The organism is Bacillus sp. FSL M7-0558, from assembly GCF_038003245.1.
GTDB classification, from domain to species: domain Bacteria; phylum Bacillota; class Bacilli; order Bacillales; family Bacillaceae; genus Bacillus; species Bacillus pumilus.
This window is the reverse complement of the sequence record NZ_JBBOOU010000001.1, coordinates 2,644,955-2,663,787: the sequence shown is the minus strand read 5'-3', so window position 1 is coordinate 2,663,787 and position 18,833 is coordinate 2,644,955. Positions and strand designations below refer to the sequence as shown.

Genomic DNA, 18,833 nt, shown 5'->3' with positions numbered 1-18,833 from the left:
ATGTTGAATTGTAAAAAAAGGAGAATTGGATATGAGTCAATTGATGGAAGAGTTATCGTTCAGAGGATTAATTCAGCAGCAAACAGATGAAGAAGGTTTAACAAAATTATTATCGGAAGAAAAAATCAAGCTTTACTCCGGTTTTGACCCAACAGCGGACAGCTTACACATTGGTCACCTATTGCCAATTTTAACATTACGCAGATTCCAGGAAGCAGGCCATCATCCGATTGCTCTTGTTGGCGGCGCAACTGGACTAATCGGCGACCCTAGCTTCAAAAAAGCAGAACGTTCACTAAACCCAGCAGAAATCGTCGAACAGTGGTCAGATAAAATCAAAGGACAGCTCTCTCAATTTCTTGATTTTGAAGCAGGCGAGAATCCAGCCGTTATCGTGAATAACTACGACTGGATCAGCCAAATGAATGTCATCACGTTCCTTCGTGATATTGGAAAGAATTTCGGTGTGAACTTCATGCTGGCAAAAGATATCGTCAGCTCACGGATTGAGACAGGCATTTCGTACACAGAGTTTAGCTACGTCATCCTGCAATCTTTAGACTTCTTAAATCTTTACAGAAATGAAAACTGTAAGCTGCAAATTGGCGGAAGCGACCAGTGGGGAAATATCACATCTGGACTTGAACTGATCCGTAAGTCTGAAGCAGAAGGGGCAAAAGCATTCGGTTTAACGATGCCGCTCGTCACGAAAGCAGACGGTACGAAATTTGGTAAAACAGAAGGCGGCGCCATCTGGTTAGATAAAGAAAAAACATCTCCATATGAGTTCTACCAATTCTGGATCAACACAGATGACCGTGACGTCGTGAAATACTTAAAATACTTTACGTTCTTATCAAAAGAAGAGATCGCATCGTACGAAGAAAAAGTGCAAACAGCACCTGAAAAACGTGAAGCACAGCGCCGTCTAGCAGAGGAAGTGACGACACTTGTACATGGCCGTGAATCACTAGAACAGGCGGTCAACATCTCAAATGCGCTATTCAAAGGCGAGATTAAATCTCTTTCAGCAGAAGAAGTCAAAGTAGGCTTTAAAGATGTTCCATCAATGGAGAAAAGCAGCACAGAAGAGTTAACACTTGTCGATGTCCTTGTGGAATCAAAGCTGTCACCATCAAAACGTCAAGCGCGTGAAGACATCACAAATGGTGCAGTTTCCATCAACGGAGAGAGACAAACCGATAAAGACTATGTTCTGTCAACTGAAGACCGAATTGAAAACCAATTTACTGTCTTAAGAAGAGGGAAAAAGAAATACTTCCTCGTCACGTATAAATAAATCTTAAAGAAACAGCAAGTGCACCTCAAATGTTAGGATACATTGAGGTGCTTTTCTTTTTGAGAAGTAGGAATCAACATGAAGACTACTGCAAGTTCTTTGACTTCTTCATCCATATCACTCATCACGAGAAAGATGATGCTGGCTGATTCAATAAAAGAGGCTCACCATTTTACAGGGGCGTTTTCTCTCATTCGCTTGCTTCTTGTTCAAGGAGTGAATCTTCGTTTGTATAAGCATGTTCTACTTTGCAAATTCGGGTGGTATAGGCTTCATACCAATCTGCTTTCCCCTTTTTTTGAACACGCTGATGTGCTGTATGTGCTTTCCATTCTTTGATTGCTGTTAATGAATCCCAGTAAGATACAGTGATCCCAACACCGTGTTCATCTCGTACACTTTCGATTCCAAGAAACCCGTCTAGATCTTTTGCTAATTCGTCCATTTTTTGAGCAGCAGCAGCGTATTCTTTCTGCTCGATATTTGTTCGTTTTGATGTAAAAATCACGGCATAGTAGGGTGGAGCAGGTGTTTGCGTCAATAGCATCTAGTAGAACCTCCTTTTGTCTATTCATATTATATATGAAAGAAAATAGATCTCGTAGTCTTTTAGTTTTGATTTACAAGAGACCAAGGTGCTTTTTGATTATTTATAGGGCTGTGAAATCATCTCATAAACATTACCTTGTTCACTTTTCTGACATATTTTTCTTGTATAAAATAGAGTTGTATAAGATGAATAAGGGGGAATGAAAGTGATTCTTTTTAAGAAAAGGAGTTTGCAAATTCTCGTTGCGCTTGCATTGGTGATTGGTTCAATGGCTTTTATCCAGCCGAAAGAGGTGAAGGCGGCTGAGCATAATCCGGTTGTGATGGTGCATGGCATTGGCGGTGCCTCTTATAACTTTGCTTCAATTAAAAGTTACTTGGTCACACAAGGCTGGGATCGAAACCAATTATATGCTATCGATTTCATAGACAAAACAGGTAATAACCGCAACAATGGTCCACGTCTATCCAGATTTGTCCAAGATGTGTTAGACAAAACGGGTGCCAAAAAAGTAGATATTGTAGGTCATAGTATGGGCGGGGCGAACACGTTATACTATATTAAGAATCTTGATGGCGGAGATAAAATTGAAAACGTTGTCACGATTGGTGGAGCAAACGGACTCGTTTCAAGCAGAGCATTACCAGGCACAGATCCAAATCAAAAAATTCTTTACACATCCGTCTACAGCTCAGCCGATCTCATTGTCGTCAACAGCCTCTCTCGTTTAATTGGTGCAAGAAACGTCCTGATCCATGGTGTTGGCCATATCGGTCTATTAACCTCAAGCCAAGTGAAAGGCTATATTAAAGAAGGGCTGAACGGCGGAGGACAGAATACGAATTAAAAAATGAAAAAAGGCAGCAGGTATATGCTGTCTTTTTTGATGTCACGCGATATATGACAGCTGCTAGATGAAGATGATCAAATCAGTTCAAATAGGCGAGGTGCTGTCTAACTGTACATCGATTATTGGTATCTATTACATCATGACCAGTGTGTGATTTGTCTTTTTGATGCAAAAACAGACAAAACATTGTGCATAGCCGAATAAAAACATGTACAAAACGAATACCATTCCTTACACTACATGTAGTGAGTAAGAATTTTTGGAGGTGGGCGTTTGTGCAAACGAACCAAAAGGCTTTGATCATTGTTGATGTACAAAAGGCGTTTGAGCATGAAAAATGGGGAGAACGGAATAATCTAGAGGCAGAGAAGAATATCAACCGCCTATTAACATGTTGGAGAGAAGAAGGCTGGAAAGTGATTCATATTCAGCATACAGCTGACAATCCGGACTCTGTATTTCATCCGGCAAATGAAGGGCATCTTTTCAAAGAGATTGCCAGACCGCTAGAGGAAGAAACGGTCATCCAAAAGAAAGTCAACAGCAGCTTTATAGGCACAAACTTAGAGGAACAACTAAGATCAAACGAGATCGACACTGTTGTGATCGCAGGACTTACAACACCGCACTGCGTATCTACAACAACAAGAATGAGCGGAAACCTTGGCTTTGATACGTACCTAGTCTCAGATGCAACAGCCGCCTTTGGACTAACAGATCAAACCGGTACATATTTTGACCCAGAAACGATCCATCGGCTCTCACTTGCAACACTGCACGATGAATTTGCGACTGTCCTGACAACAGAGCAGTTGATTAGTGATTTGATGGAAAAATAAAAAATCACACTTGAGAGAAACATGGAACAAAAGATCCTCTAGAATTCTAGGGGATTTTTTTTATGATAGATTTTATGGATTTGAACAGTTTCTAGTCATCATGAAAAAAATAGACAAATTTAGCGCAAAATTCAATCAAATTTTCATAAAAGGCTTTTGTCTGAGTCTAGCAAATTATGTTTATTCTACGCTTATCTTTATTCTTTGGATATTTAACTTATCTGCACGTATTTATAGATGTAACATATCTATAATGATAAAGGAGATGAATAACTGATGGGTTGTGATAAGTATAAAAAATGCCCTAAATGTAAACAGAAACTATCAAAATCAAATTGTTGCATCATTTGTGAAACAAAAGTAATTGTAGGACGAAGAGGATTACGGGGATTACGAGGGGTTCGAGGAGCCACAGGAGCGACCGGTCCAACAGGTGCAACAGGCACGGGCACAGGAGCAACGGGAGCAACGGGTGCCGCAGGAGCTACAGGAGCCACAGGTCCAACAGGTGCAACGGGAGCCACAGGAGCGACCGGTGCAACAGGAGCAACGGGTGCCGCAGGAGCTACAGGTCCAACAGGTGTAACAGGAGATACGGGAGCCACAGGAGCAACCGGTCCAACGGGTGCAACAGGAGATACGGGAGCCACAGGAGCGACCGGTGCAACAGGAGCAACGGGTGCCGCAGGAGCTACAGGAGCCACAGGTCCAACAGGTGTAACAGGAGATACGGGAGCCACAGGAGCAACCGGTCCAACGGGTGCAACAGGAGATACGGGAGCCACAGGAGCGACCGGTGCAACAGGAGCAACGGGTGCCGCAGGAGCTATAGGAGCGACCGGTCCAACGGGTGCAACAGGAGATACGGGAGCCACAGGAGCAACCGGTGCAACCGGTGCCGCAGGAGCAACAGGCGCAACCGGTGCAACAGGAGCAAGGGGAGATACGGGAGCAACAGGAGCGACCGGTGCAACAGGAGCAACGGGTGCCGCAGGAGCTACAGGAGCCACAGGTCCAACAGGTGTAACAGGAGATACGGGAGCCACAGGAGCAACCGGTCCAACAGGTGTAACAGGAGATACGGGAGCTACAGGAGCAACCGGTCCAACGGGTGCAACAGGAGATACGGGAGCCACAGGAGCGACCGGTGCAACAGGAGCAACGGGTGCCGCAGGAGCCACAGGTCCAACAGGTGTAACAGGAGATACGGGAGCTACAGGAGCAACGGGTGCCGCAGGAGCTACAGGAGCCACAGGTCCAACAGGTGTAACAGGAGATACGGGAGCCACAGGAGCAACCGGTCCAACAGGTGTAACAGGAGATACGGGAGCCACAGGAGCGACCGGTGCAACAGGAGCAACGGGTGCCACGGGAGCCACAGGAGCAACCGGTCCAACGGGTGCAACAGGAGATACGGGAGCCACAGGAGCGACCGGTGCAACAGGTGCAACAGGAGCAACGGGTGCCGTAGGAGCCACAGGTCCAACAGGTGCAACAGGAGATACGGGAGCTACAGGAGCAACGGGTGCCGCAGGAGCAACAGGCGCAACCGGTCCAACAGGTGTAACAGGAGATACGGGAGCAACAGGCGCAACCGGTGCAACGGGTGCAACAGGAGATACGGGAGCTACAGGAGCGACCGGTGCAACGGGTGCCGCAGGAGCAACAGGCGCAACCGGTCCAACAGGTGTAACAGGAGATACGGGAGCAACAGGCGCAACCGGTGCAACGGGTGCAACAGGAGATACGGGAGCTACAGGAGCGACCGGTGCAACGGGTGCCGCAGGAGCAACAGGCGCAACCGGTCCAACAGGAGATACGGGGGCTACAGGAGCGACCGGTGCAACAGGTGCAACAGGAGCAACGGGTGCCGCAGGAGCAACAGGCGCAACCGGTCCAACAGGTGCAACAGGAGATACGGGAGCTACAGGAGCGACCGGTGCAACGGGCCGCAGGAGCAACAGGCGCAACCGGTCCAACAGGTGTAACAGGAGATACGGGAGCAACAGGAGTAACCGGTCCAACAGGTGCAACAGGTGCAACGGGAGCAACAGGAGCAGGGCTAGCTGAATTTGCATATGTATACAATCTAAGTGCTGAAACAGTAGCTTTAGAGGCCCCGGTGATTTTTGACTCTACTGGAATTATTACTTCTGGTATTACACATGCCCCTGGAACTTCTCAAATTATAGTCACCAATCCAGGAAACTACGAGGTTACTTTTTCAGTTTCTGGCGTAGAGCCAAATCAATTTACCCTATTTGTAAATGGAGGTCCTGTGACGAACACAGTTTATGGGTCAGGAGCTGGTACTCAACAGAATAACGGTCAGGCAATCCTCGCTCTAGCAGCGGGTGACACGCTTACTCTTGTAAACCATACTTCCGCAGCAGCAGTTACTCTTCAAACCCTAGCAGGAGGGACTCAAACAAACGTGAATGCTTCTATTATTATTAAAAAATTAGACTAACTTCAATGTGTAGAAATGCTTTTAGAAGTTTTGTCTGGTGCTCGTCTTGTGTATAGTCTGTTTTCTATATATGTTTTAAATTCATTTGTTCATAGGAGAATGCAAACAAAAAACCCTAGACCACCTTGAACAATCAAGGGATCTAGGGTTTGTTTGACCTCTCTTTGGAGAGTCATGAAATTAACGAGAGTAGAACTCAACGATTAGTTGTTCGCTGATTTCAGGCGCTAATTCAGAACGCTCTGGAAGACGAGTGAAAGTTCCTTCAAGCTTTTCAGCATCGAAAGTAAGGTATTCAGGAACGAAGCTGTTCACTTCAACTGATTCTTTCACAACTGCAAGGTTTTGAGATTTCTCACGAAGAGCTATCGTTTGACCTGGTTTCACAGAGAAAGATGGGATGTCTACACGGCTTCCATCAACAAGGATGTGACCATGGTTGACTAGCTGACGAGCTTGGCGGCGAGTACGAGCAAGGCCAAGACGGTATACTAGGTTGTCAAGGCGAGTTTCAAGAAGGATCATGAAGTTTTCACCTTGTTTACCAGGAAGTTTATCAGCTTTGTCAAATAGTGTACGGAATTGACGTTCGTTGACACCGTACATGTGACGAAGCTTTTGCTTCTCTTGTAATTGTAAACCGTATTCAGATAGTTTTTTGCGTTGTCCTGGACCATGTGGGCCTGGAGCATAAGGGCGTTTTTCAAGTTCCTTACCTGTTCCGCTTAATGAAATGCCTAAACGGCGGGAAATCTTCCAACTTGGACCTGTATAGCGAGCCATAATGTGACTCCTCCTTATTTGTTTTTATTTGTGAAAAATAAAAACCGTCTGTTCTTTGTCTTTTCCGTCATTATGTTTTCATGCATCCTCGCTCCAGCAGCAGGGAGTTACAAGATGCACCTTCATATAGAAGGAACAAAATGATACAAAAAAGCCGAACAAAAAGGCTGCCATATTTCACACAAATTCTATTATATGACGCTGGATAGGAGAAGTCAACCTATTTAGAGGCAATGGCGATGCTTCGCGTCTGCGAAGAAAAATAAAAAAGCAGACAATTTGCCTGCTTTTTTGTAAGGTTACGCATTTGTAGAAGCGGATAATGCCTTTTGGAGTACCTCGGTAAATTGAATTAAGTAGGTTTCATCTACTTCACTGAAACGGTCTTTCACGGGGCTGTCAATGTCGAGCACCCCAATGATCTCTCCATTTACTTTGAGCGGCACGACAATTTCAGATTGTGATGCTGCATCACATGCGATATGTCCAGGGAATGCGTGCACATCAGCGATACGCTGGACGTCACCTGTTGCAAACGCAGTACCGCAAACGCCTTTTCCAGATGGGATACGCACACATGCAGGCAGTCCGTTAAACGGTCCGAGCACAAGCTCGCCGCCTTTAGCCAAATAAAACCCTGCCCAATTGACCTCTGGGAGTGAATGATACAATAGCGCCGCCGCATTTGCTAGGTTGGCAATTAGATCAGGCTCACCATCTGTAATGGCTTCGACCTGTTTAACGAGCAATTGATAGTTTTTTGATGGATCGCCAGACTGTTTTTCGACATGAAACATGAAAATCTCCTACTTTCTATCTCAAAAATACATAACTTGCGTCTCACATGTGGGATTTGTCGAGCAATTGTAAAAGGAACTTCCGCCTTCATCTTGAAGTATGTACACATGAAGAGGGGTGAGCGGATGAAAGCATCAACAACCGTGCAAACAAAAGACCGTATTATTGAAGCTGCCATCAGACTTTTTAACCAAAAAGGATTTTCTGGAACCTCTGTCCGTGAGATTGCGAAGGAAGCAAACGTCAACGTTGCCCACATTTCTTATTACTTTCAAGGAAAAGGAGGGCTGCTTGAGCAGCTCGTATCCGATTTTTATGAAGGCTATATTCACATGATTGAATCACATATCCATCACATGGAAACTCGTCATGCAAAAGAATGCTTACTACATGTGGTTTTTGATATTTTATCTTATCAGCACAAGCACCGTCAATTAACCCGTTTCGTTTATCGAGAGGTGACGATTGATTCGACGCTCATTAGAGAAATTATGTCGACCTATTTAACGAAAGAAAAATATTTGTTTCAGCTCATCATTGAAAAAGGAAAAAGCACCCATGTGATTTGTGAGCAGCTCTCCATCTCCTCTTTTATGATTCAGCTAAAATCACTACTCATGATGCCCTATTTACAGCCGCAATATTTAATGGAGGTGCTTTATTTAAATCCAAATGAGCCTTATTTCTATCAAATGTATTTTAAGGAACTGAGCCGCTCGCTTCATCATTTACTAGAACCCAAAAAGCCGGCATTAGATTCTCATTTAAAACTCATGATGTCTTCGAATTGATCATAAGCATATCCGAGATCTTCCGCTTGATGGGCATCAGACCCAAAAATGAGCGGAATTTTTTTCTGTTTTGCAAGATCAATCATCCATTGATCTAAATAGATACTTCTGGCATATGTTTTACGAAGACCTGATGTATTAAAATCTAAGGACATGCCTTTTTTTGCCGTTTCTTCAAGACAAAGGGTGATCTTTTGACAAAGTGCAGATGTCATCTCAAATGGGAAAAGCTGTTTGAATTTCTGCACAAGGGTGATATGACCGATTCTATTTGGCTTATAGCGACCTAAAGATGATAGAATAGAAGAATGAATTTGGTCATAGTAGCTTTGATAGACCTTTTCGATGCTGCCATAGAGGCTTATTAGCTGCTGGAAGGCATGCTCGTCAAAATCAAGGCAAATATAATCATCTCCAGCAGGAAGAAAGTGAACAGATAAAATGCTATCGTCTAGTTCTGGACCATAGCAGTCTAAAAAGGCACTTGTTTCCTCTTCATACTCTTTGATATAGTCAACCTCAAGCCCAGTTTTTACTATTAATTGGCCTTTGTATTCCTGTTTCAACTGATCCAATTTCGTTATATACGAGTCAAGTTCTTGGAGCTTCATGGCACTATCCTGCTCTGGTGTTGGATCTTGAAACGATGGAGGCAGAGGGGCATGCTCGGTAAAGGTTATGGAATCAAATCCCTTTTTGATGGCTTTTTCAATATAAGAATGAAAAGAATCAAGCGAGCCGTGCGGGCAAAACGGTGTATGTAGATGTGCATCTTGCTTCAGCATGTCGTCACCTCTTGTCGATATTTTGAAAAACGTCATGTTTATCAGCGAAAATAATGAAAAATCATGACCAAAAATGCTGGTTACATGGTATCATAATAACAATGAAAACGACAGCTTCCGCATACATAAAAGCAGGTCACATGGATACGTGTGATCAAATGATAGAAAGCGATCAAATACTTTCTTGAAAAACATACATACAACCGTGAATGGATGGTATTGGAAAACATACGATCCTGTTTATAAAAAGACAAATGCAAAGCGGACACGAAAGGGTTCTCAGGTCTACTCGGGACACTTTTACCCTGACATCACTTAGATCACAACAAGGGGGCTCATTATGGAGTTTATCATCGGTTTAATTGTCATTTTGCTTGCTTTGTTTTCAGTCGGTTATTTCCTCAGAAAAAATATATATAAAGAGATTGACCGATTGGAAGCATGGAAAATTGAAATTTTAAACAGATCAATTGTAGAAGAAATTTCAAAAATCAAACACTTAAAAATGACCGGAGAAACAGAGCAGTTTTTTGAAAGATGGCGTGCAGAGTGGGACGATATCGTCACAGCCCATCTTCCAAAGGTAGAGGAGCTATTATATGACGCAGAAGAGTATTCTGATAAATATCGATTCTCCAAAGCCAAGCAGGTTCTAACGCACATTGAGGACTTGCTGAGTGCTGCTGATTCGAACATTGAAGACATTTTAAAAGAAATTGCAGACCTTGTCACAAGCGAGGAGCAAAATCGCAAGGACATTGAAAAGGTCAAGGAGCAATATCAAACGGTTCGAAAAAATCTGCTTGCGTACAGCCATTTATATGGCACCCTCTATGACAAAATGGAGCAGGACTTAGATGAGGCCTGGGAAGGGATTAAGCAGTACGAGGAAGAAACAGAAAACGGAAACTACATGAAAGCAAGAAAGATTTTGCTTGAGCAAGACCGCAGACTCGACCAGCTTCAACTATATATCAATGATGTACCAAAGCTTATTGCAGACTGCAAACAAACCGTACCAGGTCAGCTGACGAAGCTGAAAGACGGATATCAAGAAATGTCGGAAAAAGGCTACAAGCTGGAGCACATCCAGATCACGAAAGAGCTGGAGACTTTAAACAAACAGCTTGCGAGAGCGGAAAAATTGCTCATTGATGAACTCAATTTAGAAGAGGCATCAAGCATTCTGCAAATGATTGATGATGCGATTGAGACGCTGTATGATCAGCTAGAGGCGGAAGTAGAGGCAGGTCAGGAAATTAAAAGCAGAATGCCTGAGCTCACAGAAGCATTCGAAAAGCTCGAGCAAGATCACACACAAACAAAGGCAGAAACGGCTCTTGTGAAAGAAAGCTACAAGCTGACAGCAGGAGAACTCGATCAACAGAAGGCATTTGAAAAACGTTTAGAAGAGATTGAAAAGCTGATGAAACAAATCCGTGAGAAGCTTGATCGTGATCACGTGGCATATTCATTATTAATGGATGAAATCAATCAGCTGGACACCTTTATCGAGGATGCAAAAGCATTGCATGACACATTTAAAGGTCATCTCCAATCGTTAAGAAAAGAAGAATTACAAGCGAGAGAAACACTGACTGACCTCAAAACCATGCTGACAGATACAGTACGCCAGCTGCATAAAAGCAATATTCCAGGTGTACCTGCTGAGATGAAAGAGCGGGCTGAAAAAGCGCAGGAGATGATTCATCAAGTGCACGAGCAGCTGGAAAACCTGCCACTCAACATGCCGGCAGTAAATCAGCAATTAAAAGATGCTTCTGACACAGTCAAAAATGTTGTGGATGAGACAGAAGAAATACTTGGTAAAGTGGATCAAATTGAACGAATCATTCAATATGGCAATCGCTTTAGAAGTCAAAACCACATTCTTTCAGAACAATTGAAAGAGGCTGAACGAAGATTTTACGCCTATGATTACAACGGATCATTTGATATAGCAGCAGCGGCTGTTGAAAAAGCATCACCCGGAGCTGTTCAAAAGCTGTTAGCTCAGCAAGAAAAAGAGTATCAGCATCAATAAAAAAGCTGAAGTCCTATCAATGGACTTCAGCTTTTTTTATATTATGACGCTTGTTTTTGACGCTCTTCTGAAGCAGAAGAAGTGAAAAGAGAGATTACAAATCCGATCACGATTCCAAGTATTGCAGGGACAATCCAGCCTATGCCAAGGTCATATAAAGGCAGTATTGATTGGAAGACGTCTTTTATTGGATCGATTGGAAGTTTCGCTGCTGCTAAGCCGTCAAATAAGCTAACGCAGCCTGTTAAAATTAAAGAGAGAGCATATACAGGTCTTCTATGTCCAAGCCACTTATCAGCAAGTGACAAAACAATGATCACAATCGCTAGCGGATAAATCGCAGTTAAAACTGGTACAGAGAAAGCGATAATATGAGCAAGTCCAAAATTCGAAATGATAAAACTGAATAATGTCACGAGTGTAACGACCATTTTATACGAAAGCTTAGGTAGTAACTTCGAGAAATACTCTCCGCATGATGTAACGAGGCCGATACTTGTTGTTAAACAAGCAACCGTAATCGCAGCACCCAACACAATATTTCCTAAACTGCCAAATAGGAATTGAGAAGACTGAGCCAAGATTTTACTGCCATCTCCAACAAAACCAATGGCGTGTGTACTTGAAGCGCCTAAATAAGCAAGAGATAGATAAACAAACGTTAATCCGCAAGCTGCAATCAGACCTGCTTTGATACAAGCAGAGGTCAGTGCCTTTTTACTTGTCACACCGCGTCCTTTAATGGCGTTGATGACAACAACCCCAAACACTATAGAAGCAAGAGCATCCATGGTTTTATAGCCCTCTAAAAATCCTTTGAAAAATGATCCGTTGCTATAGGATACATCAGGTGTGCCAATGACGCCCATAGGCGTTAAAATGGCTTTGACAATAATAATAAGAATGATCGTAAATTTAATCGGTGTTAACACTTTCCCTACACGATCTACAATCTTCGTTGGATTTAGAGCAAGATAATACGTAATACCAAAAAAGACAAGTGTGAATAAAAGAAGGGAGAGCCAAGCTGGTACACCTGCTAAAAAGGGTAATGCACCAATTTCATATGAAACCGTTCCTGTACGAGGAATAGCGAAAAGCGGCCCAATAGATAAATATAAAATGACGGTAAACGCTGTTCCAAAAGCTGGGTGAGCTTTATCAGCTAATCCTTTCGCATCTCGACCTGTTAAAGCGATCGCAATAATCCCTAGAAGAGGTAAACCGACACCTGTTAATAAAAATCCGCCCATTGCTTTCCATACATTTGTGCCAGCATATTGCCCAAGTTCTGGTGGATAAATCATATTTCCGGCGCCGAAGAATAGAGCAAATAACATAAAACCGATAATAACTGTATCTTTCGTCGACAATGTTGCCTTCATTGAATATAAAGCCTCCAATATTATGTTGAAATATTCTGTTAATTAGTTGCTAGGTAACCGTTCATCATTAACAATCACTAATTATAAAGGATGTGCGTCTGATGTCAACATGTGTTTTCGTACAAAAGTCATGAATTTTTCTATTTTAGTATATGGAGGACAATAAAAAAACATCCCCTTCATCTTTGGAAGGGGATGTTTGAAGCATGATTATGATGCGAGCTGTTTAGGCGGGCTAGTCAACATAGAGATGAGTACGCCAATACCTGCGCCGATAATTGCTGGTACGACCCATCCAATGCCCAAATCGTAAAATGGAATGAATGCATCTAAGAAGGCAGGCAACCCACCGAGATTGATTTTGGCAGCTAATAATCCATCAATGATGGCAAAGAAACCAGTAAAGATGAGGGATACTACATAAATCACTCGTCTACCGTTAATCCAGCGGTCAAGGAATGACAATAAAATAATGACAATTGCCAGTGGATATATCGCTACGAGTACAGGGACCGATAGAGAGATGATTTGTGCCAGTCCAAGGTTTGCAACCAATGTGCTAAATAAAGAAACAATGAGTACGACTGTGCGATAAGAAAGTGCTGGGAAAAGCTTTGAAAAATATTCGCCGCATGATGAGACAAGCCCAACACTTGTTGTGAGACAAGCAAATAAAATGGCTACACCAAGGACAATGTTACCAGCAGAACCAAATAAAAAGTTTGCTGATAGTGAAAGCAGTTTGCCGCCTTCATTTGCCCCAACCATTCCGGTTGTATCAGGACTTGAAGCACCGACATAAGCAAGCGAGATATACACTAGTGCTAGTCCAGCTGCTGCAACAAGGCCAGCTTTTATACAGGCCGCCGCAAGAGATTTGCGCTCTGTGATGCCTCTTTCTTTAACAGCTGTCACAACAACGATTCCAAATACGAGAGAAGCGAGAGCATCCATTGTTTTATAGCCCTCTAAAAACCCAGTGAAGAGAGGGTTTGCTTTATAAGTCGCATCAGGCGCACCGATTATTCCCATCGGTGTAGCTATGGCTTTAAATACAATAATTGCAATGACCGTTAATAAGATAGGTGTCAACACTTTGCCGATTCGATCAACAAGCTTTGAAGGGTTCAAAGCGAGCAGATACGTAATCGTGAAAAACACAAGGGTGAATAAGAAAAGCGGTACCCATGAAGAGGTTTGTGTTTCAGACAGAAACGGTGCTAAACCAATCTCGTAAGAAACCGTACCTGTTCGCGGGATAGCAAAAAATGGTCCTATGGATAAATACAGAATGACAGTGAAAATGGTTCCAAATATAGGATGGGCTTTATCCGCAAGGCCTTTTGCACCGGTACCTGTAAGGGCAATAGCAATAACTCCTAGAAGCGGAAGACCAACTCCTGTGAGTAAAAATCCACCGATAGCAAGCCAAACATTCTCACCTGCATATTGTCCAAGGACAGGCGGGAAAATCATATTTCCTGCGCCAAAGAATAATGCAAAAAGCATTAAACCAATGGCTAATGTCTCTTTTATACTTAAACTATTTTTCAAAATAGTTCCTCCTTATCCAATGTAATGTGCTAAATTTAAATATTCTGACAATTTAGGTGTTTATGTGCCAATTGCACTATGCATGATATAGTGAAAATGAAAAGTTGTCAACTGCCATTTTCAGAAAATTCTCTGTCTGACTTCATTATGGTAACATATAAATGCATTTATTTTTAAAGCTTTTTGTAAGGAGTCCAAGTATGATTTATCTCGATAATAGTGCAACAACAAAACCGTACCCTGAGGTTTTACAAGTATATCAGCAAGTGAGTGAACGTTTTTTTGGGAATCCGTCTTCGCTACATCAGCTTGGAATTGATGCGAGCCGCTTGCTAAGTGAAACGAGAAAACAAATCCTTCACTATACAGGTTTGAAACAATATGAGGTTATTTTTACTTCTGGTGCAACAGAAGCAAATAACATCGCCATTAAAGGAGCAGCTCTCGCCAAAATGAATCGGGGGAAACATATTGTGACAACAGTAATTGAACACCCGTCTGTCATCGAATCGTTTGAACAGCTGAAGGCTTTATTTGGTTTTGACATCTCCTATATTCAAGTAAATGAGCATGGCCATGCAGATATGAATCATTTAAAAGAAGTGCTTCGCCCTGATACAGTGCTTATCAGCATGATGCACGTCAATAACGAAACGGGTGCCACCCAGCCAATTGAAGAAGCTGCTGGCATGATTCGTGAGCATGCTGAAAATGCCCTATTTCATGTCGACGGGGTGCAGGGAATGTGCAGAGTAGCACTTAATAAACAACTGGATGTGGATCTTTTGACGATATCTGGCCATAAAATTCATGGCTTAAAAGGCACAGGAGCGCTCTTTTTAAAGAAAGGTGTAGTGCTTGCCCCTTTTATCACAGGAGGAGAGCAGGAATTAGGCCTACGTTCAGGTACCGAAAACCCTGCTGGTGCTGTCAGCTTAGCAAAAGCCATGAAACAATCATTCGAGCTGCAAAAAAAACATCATGATGAAATGCTAAACTTAAAAACGCAGCTGCAAAAGCAGCTTGGAGAAATAGAAGGTATTGTCATCAACACACCGCTAACCCAAAGTGCGCCGCATATTGTGAATTTTTCAGTACCAGGTATTCAAATTGAGGTCCTTCTTCATATGCTTGAAAAAGAAGGCATGTATGTTTCGACAACATCTGCCTGTTCAGCCAAGAAAAAAGAACCAAGCCAAGTTCTTTTAGCGATGGGGAGGCCGGAAGAAGTGGCAAAAAGCAGTATGAGAATCAGTTTGACGTATGGACAAGGACCCGAACTAGCGCCGCAAATCATCACATCGATCGCACAAAGTGTGAAAAAATTAAAAGGAATGAGATAACAGCATGAAATATGATCATATTTTAGTCCGTTTTGGTGAAATTTCAACAAAAGGAAAAAATAGAAAGAAATTTATTGAAAAACTAAGGCAGCATATCCGGTTTGTATTAAAAGACTTTGAAGCATTAAAGTATGCATCTGACAGAGACCGCATCACGATCATGCTGAACGGGGAAGACCCTGAACCGATTTCAGAACAGCTTAAAGGTGTATTTGGCATTCAGAGCTTTAGTCTGGCAGTGAAATGTGAGACAAACCTCGATGCCATCAAAGAAGCGGCACTCACAGCGGTACAGGAAGTATATGAACAAGGAGATACATTTAAGGTCTCAACGAAACGCTCTTATAAGCAATTTGAACTTGATTCAAATGAAATGAACCGGGAAATTGGCGGACATGTGCTGAAGAATACGGAAAACTTAACGGTCAATGTCAAACAGCCGGATGTACATTTGCGCATTGAAATAAGAGAACATGCGACATACATTACATTTAAAGATGTCAAGGGTGCAGGCGGACTGCCAGTGGGTTCAAGCGGAAGAGCGATGCTCATGCTTTCAGGCGGCTTTGACAGCCCAGTTGCCGGCTACCAAGCGATGAAACGCGGAATTCAAATTGAGGCCGTCCATTTCTTTAGTCCCCCATATACAAGTGAACGTGCCAAACAAAAGGTCATTGATCTTACAGAATGCTTAGCTGCATATGGGGGCGAAGTGAAGCTTCACATCGTACCTTTCACAAAAATTCAAGAGCTGATTCACAAACAAGTACCTGAAAACTATACGATGACATCAACAAGAAGAATGATGCTGAAAATCGCAGATAAAATAAGAGAGAAGCGTGATGCTCTTGCGATTATTACCGGTGAAAGCCTTGGACAAGTCGCAAGTCAGACACTTGAAAGCATGTATGCCATTAACCATGTAACCAATACACCAATCATTCGCCCGCTTATTGCGGTTGATAAGAATGACATTATTAAAGAAGCGAGACGAATTGGCACATACGATACAAGTATTCAACCTTTCGAGGATTGCTGTACGATCTTTACGCCGCCGTCTCCTAAAACAAAACCAAAGCTTGAGAAAGTAGAACGCTACGAAAGCTTTGCTGATTTCGAGCCAATGCTTGATGAGGCAGTGGATCAAATCGAAACGATTATCGTCACAAATGAGAAGAAAGCGGCTGACGAATTCGCTGATTTATTCTAAAATAAAAATTTCATAATAATTACCATAAAATCGATCGCATGAAGTCATGTGTTTCTACACATTCTATATTCACAAGGAGGTGAGAACACATGGCTCAACAAAACAGACAAAGCAGTTCTAATCAATTAGTCGTTCCAGGCGCTGCACAAGCGATCGACCAAATGAAGTATGAAATCGCTTCAGAATTTGGTGTAAACCTTGGACCAGAAACAACAGCTCGCGCTAACGGATCAGTTGGTGGAGAAATCACTAAACGTCTTGTATCTTACGCTCAACAACATATGGGTGGTGGATCTTTCTAAGACACACAATTAAAAAGCTATGGCTTAGGAGCGGGATCATTCCCGCTCTTTTCTTTTTGTACATAAAAATAGTTTGAATATTTACAAAAAAGAAGACGGAATGAAAAAATCATGGCATAATACTAGGAGTAGGTCCTAATTCAAGCATTTTTCAGTTATGAATGTTAGAATAGGTAAATTGAAACATGTTTCGTTTCATAGAAAGAGGCTAAAAGGAGCTGTACCATGAAAAGAGAAGACTTAATTGCACCAGAACAATATAACTTAGTCAGTGAGATTGAAGCGTTCAGTCATGACAAGGAGAAAAAGGCCCTGCACTGGCAGGATGGAAATGGCTACGAAGCACATGTGACGTATGCATCTTTAGTGGAAGAAGCAAATAAAATTGGTCATGTATTATTAAATGCAGGCTTTAAAAAAGGCGATAAAATCATTGTGATGGTGCCGCGCATGCTAGAGGCATACAGCATTTATTTAGCGATCTTGAAAACAGGAATGGTCGTCATTCCTTGTTCAGAAATGCTGCGTGCAAAAGATTTAGATTACCGAATTGAACATGCAGAAGCAAAGGGCGCGATCGTTTACTCTTCATTCATTCAATCGTTCGACGGAACCAATCAGCCAAACGATTTTAAAACATTCTCAATCGGTGAAAACGATCATGGCTGGACAAATATTCTTGCGGAAAAGGATCACCAATCAAGCGAGCTTCCAATGGCTCCAACAACACGCACAGACATGGCGTTCTTATCCTATACATCTGGTACAACAGGCAACCCAAAAGGGGTTGTTCATACACATGGCTGGGCATATGCACATTTACGCACCGCTGCCAAAGCATGGCTCTCCATTAATGAAGGAGATAAAGTATGGGCGACAGCAGGACCAGGCTGGCAAAAATGGGTGTGGAGCCCACTCTTATCTGTGTTAGGAAGTGGCGCAGAAGGCTTTGTATACGGAGGAAAATTCAATCCAAATACGTACTTAGAGCTGCTTCAAAAAAATGAAATCAATGTCCTATGCTGTACGCCGACAGAATACCGATTTATGGCGAAAGTAGATGACTTAAGTCAGTACGAGCTGCCAAAATTGCATAGTGCCGTTTCTGCGGGAGAGCCACTGAACCGTGAAGTCATTGATACATTCAAAAAGCATTTCGATATAGAAGTACGAGATGGCTATGGCCAAACAGAAAGCACACTGCTCGTAGGGGTTCTAAAAGGAATGGACATCAAGCCAGGCAGTATGGGAAAACCAACACCTGGAAACGAAGTCGAGATCATTGATGAGGACGGCAGCGTATGCGCTCCTGGAGAAATTGGTGATATTGCGGTTCATCTTGAAACGCCGGCTTTATTTAAGGAATACTACAAAGATGAAGAGCGTACAAAGGCGCAGCGCCGCGGGAATTACTTTATTACGGGTGACCGCGCGAAAAAAGACGAAGATGGGTACTTCTGGTTTGAAAGCCGTAGAGATGATATCATCGTCAGCTCAGGCTATACCATTGGACCGTTTGAAGTAGAAGATGCACTGATCAAACACGCAGCAGTCAAAGAATGTGCGGTCGTGGCTAGCCCTGATGAAATCAGAGGATCAATCGTCAAAGCATATGTCGTCCTACGTGATGGAACTGCACAAAGTGACGAGCTAATCAAAGAGCTGCAAACGCATGTGAAAAACACAACAGCACCTTACAAATACCCAAGAGAAATCGAATTCATCGACGAGCTGCCAAAAACACCGTCAGCGAAAATTCGCCGTGTCGAGCTGAGAGAAAGAGAACTTGCACGAAAAGGATCTTGATGAATAAACGAAAAGCGTTTGGA

Annotated in this window: 17 protein-coding genes; 11 read left to right on the top strand and 6 right to left on the bottom strand. The window is 42.7% G+C overall.

All coding sequences use genetic code 11. The features are described 5' to 3' along the window. The first annotated feature begins 31 nt into the window (after window positions 1-31). Window positions 32-1,300, top strand: coding sequence for a tyrosine--tRNA ligase (tyrS, locus tag MHB79_RS13430; RefSeq protein WP_340989954.1), 1,269 nt, complete (start codon window positions 32-34; stop codon window positions 1,298-1,300). Between the two features lie 190 nt (window positions 1,301-1,490). Here tyrS and MHB79_RS13425 read toward each other — a convergent pair whose 3' ends face one another. Next, a complete protein-coding gene (locus tag MHB79_RS13425; RefSeq protein WP_003217612.1) occupies window positions 1,491-1,847 on the bottom strand; it encodes an antibiotic biosynthesis monooxygenase family protein in 357 nt (118 codons plus the stop codon). A 271-nt stretch (window positions 1,848-2,118) separates the two neighbouring features. Between MHB79_RS13425 and MHB79_RS13420 the strand changes: the two genes are divergently transcribed. The 4 genes from MHB79_RS13420 (at window position 2,119) to MHB79_RS13405 (ending at window position 6,009) form a co-directional block, all read left to right on the top strand. Continuing rightward, entirely contained in the window at window positions 2,119-2,697 is a 579-nt protein-coding gene (locus MHB79_RS13420) for an esterase/lipase family protein (protein ID WP_372706108.1), read from the top strand. Between the two features lie 278 nt (window positions 2,698-2,975). Beyond that, on the top strand, window positions 2,976-3,539 hold the full coding sequence (locus MHB79_RS13415; protein WP_003217596.1) for a cysteine hydrolase family protein: 564 nt from the start codon (window positions 2,976-2,978) through the stop codon (window positions 3,537-3,539). Between the two features lie 276 nt (window positions 3,540-3,815). Then, window positions 3,816-5,609: a hypothetical protein gene (locus MHB79_RS13410; protein ID WP_340989951.1), complete on the top strand. Its 1,794-nt coding sequence runs from the start codon at window positions 3,816-3,818 to the stop codon at window positions 5,607-5,609. 52 nt (window positions 5,610-5,661) lie between these two features. Continuing rightward, window positions 5,662-6,009, top strand: a complete 348-nt coding sequence (locus tag MHB79_RS13405) for a BclA C-terminal domain-containing protein (protein WP_185847302.1) — start codon at window positions 5,662-5,664, stop codon at window positions 6,007-6,009. Between the two features lie 180 nt (window positions 6,010-6,189). Here the strand turns inward: MHB79_RS13405 and rpsD are convergent, their stop codons facing one another. Continuing rightward, window positions 6,190-6,792, bottom strand: coding sequence for a 30S ribosomal protein S4 (gene rpsD / locus MHB79_RS13400; RefSeq protein WP_003216816.1), 603 nt, complete (start codon window positions 6,790-6,792; stop codon window positions 6,190-6,192). Between the two features lie 299 nt (window positions 6,793-7,091). Next, window positions 7,092-7,589 carry a GAF domain-containing protein gene (locus tag MHB79_RS13395; protein WP_003216603.1) on the bottom strand — a complete coding sequence of 166 codons (498 nt, stop codon included), beginning with the start codon at window positions 7,587-7,589 and terminating at the stop codon, window positions 7,092-7,094. A gap of 126 nt (window positions 7,590-7,715) precedes the next feature. Between MHB79_RS13395 and refZ the strand changes: the two genes are divergently transcribed. Then, a complete protein-coding gene (refZ, locus tag MHB79_RS13390) occupies window positions 7,716-8,381 on the top strand; it encodes a forespore capture DNA-binding protein RefZ (RefSeq protein WP_003216407.1) in 666 nt (221 codons plus the stop codon). Here the strand turns inward: refZ and hisJ are convergent. Further along, the gene (gene hisJ, locus MHB79_RS13385) at window positions 8,351-9,166 is read right to left on the bottom strand and encodes a histidinol-phosphatase HisJ (protein ID WP_003216431.1); all 816 of its coding nucleotides are present in this window, start codon (window positions 9,164-9,166) and stop codon (window positions 8,351-8,353) included. The two genes, refZ and hisJ, sit on opposite strands and share 31 nt — an antisense overlap. Window positions 9,167-9,506: 340 nt before the next feature. Here hisJ and ezrA point away from each other — a divergent pair, with 340 nt between their 5' ends. Further along, window positions 9,507-11,210 (top strand): septation ring formation regulator EzrA, encoded by a 1,704-nt coding sequence (gene ezrA / locus MHB79_RS13380; RefSeq protein ID WP_340989949.1) that lies wholly within the window; start codon window positions 9,507-9,509, stop codon window positions 11,208-11,210. Between the two features lie 41 nt (window positions 11,211-11,251). Here the strand turns inward: ezrA and brnQ (MHB79_RS13375) are convergent, their stop codons facing one another. Next, complete coding sequence (brnQ, locus tag MHB79_RS13375; protein ID WP_003216733.1) at window positions 11,252-12,595, bottom strand: branched-chain amino acid transport system II carrier protein; 1,344 nt, start codon at window positions 12,593-12,595, stop codon at window positions 11,252-11,254. A 210-nt stretch (window positions 12,596-12,805) separates the two neighbouring features. After that, window positions 12,806-14,149, bottom strand: a complete 1,344-nt coding sequence (gene brnQ / locus MHB79_RS13370; protein ID WP_050943561.1) for a branched-chain amino acid transport system II carrier protein — start codon at window positions 14,147-14,149, stop codon at window positions 12,806-12,808. Window positions 14,150-14,349: 200 nt separating this feature from the next. Between brnQ (MHB79_RS13370) and MHB79_RS13365 the strand changes: the two genes are divergently transcribed. From MHB79_RS13365 to mbcS, 4 genes are all read left to right on the top strand, one after another. Further along, window positions 14,350-15,492 carry a cysteine desulfurase family protein gene (locus tag MHB79_RS13365; RefSeq protein WP_340989947.1) on the top strand — a complete coding sequence of 381 codons (1,143 nt, stop codon included), beginning with the start codon at window positions 14,350-14,352 and terminating at the stop codon, window positions 15,490-15,492. A gap of 4 nt (window positions 15,493-15,496) precedes the next feature. Further along, complete coding sequence (gene thiI / locus MHB79_RS13360) at window positions 15,497-16,702, top strand: tRNA uracil 4-sulfurtransferase ThiI (RefSeq protein ID WP_340989946.1); 1,206 nt, start codon at window positions 15,497-15,499, stop codon at window positions 16,700-16,702. A gap of 89 nt (window positions 16,703-16,791) precedes the next feature. After that, window positions 16,792-17,004, top strand: coding sequence for an alpha/beta-type small acid-soluble spore protein (locus tag MHB79_RS13355; protein WP_003216385.1), 213 nt, complete (start codon window positions 16,792-16,794; stop codon window positions 17,002-17,004). Between the two features lie 225 nt (window positions 17,005-17,229). Further along, window positions 17,230-18,810 carry an acyl-CoA synthetase MbcS gene (mbcS, locus tag MHB79_RS13350; protein WP_003216281.1) on the top strand — a complete coding sequence of 527 codons (1,581 nt, stop codon included), beginning with the start codon at window positions 17,230-17,232 and terminating at the stop codon, window positions 18,808-18,810. The last annotated feature ends 23 nt before the right edge of the window (window positions 18,811-18,833 follow it).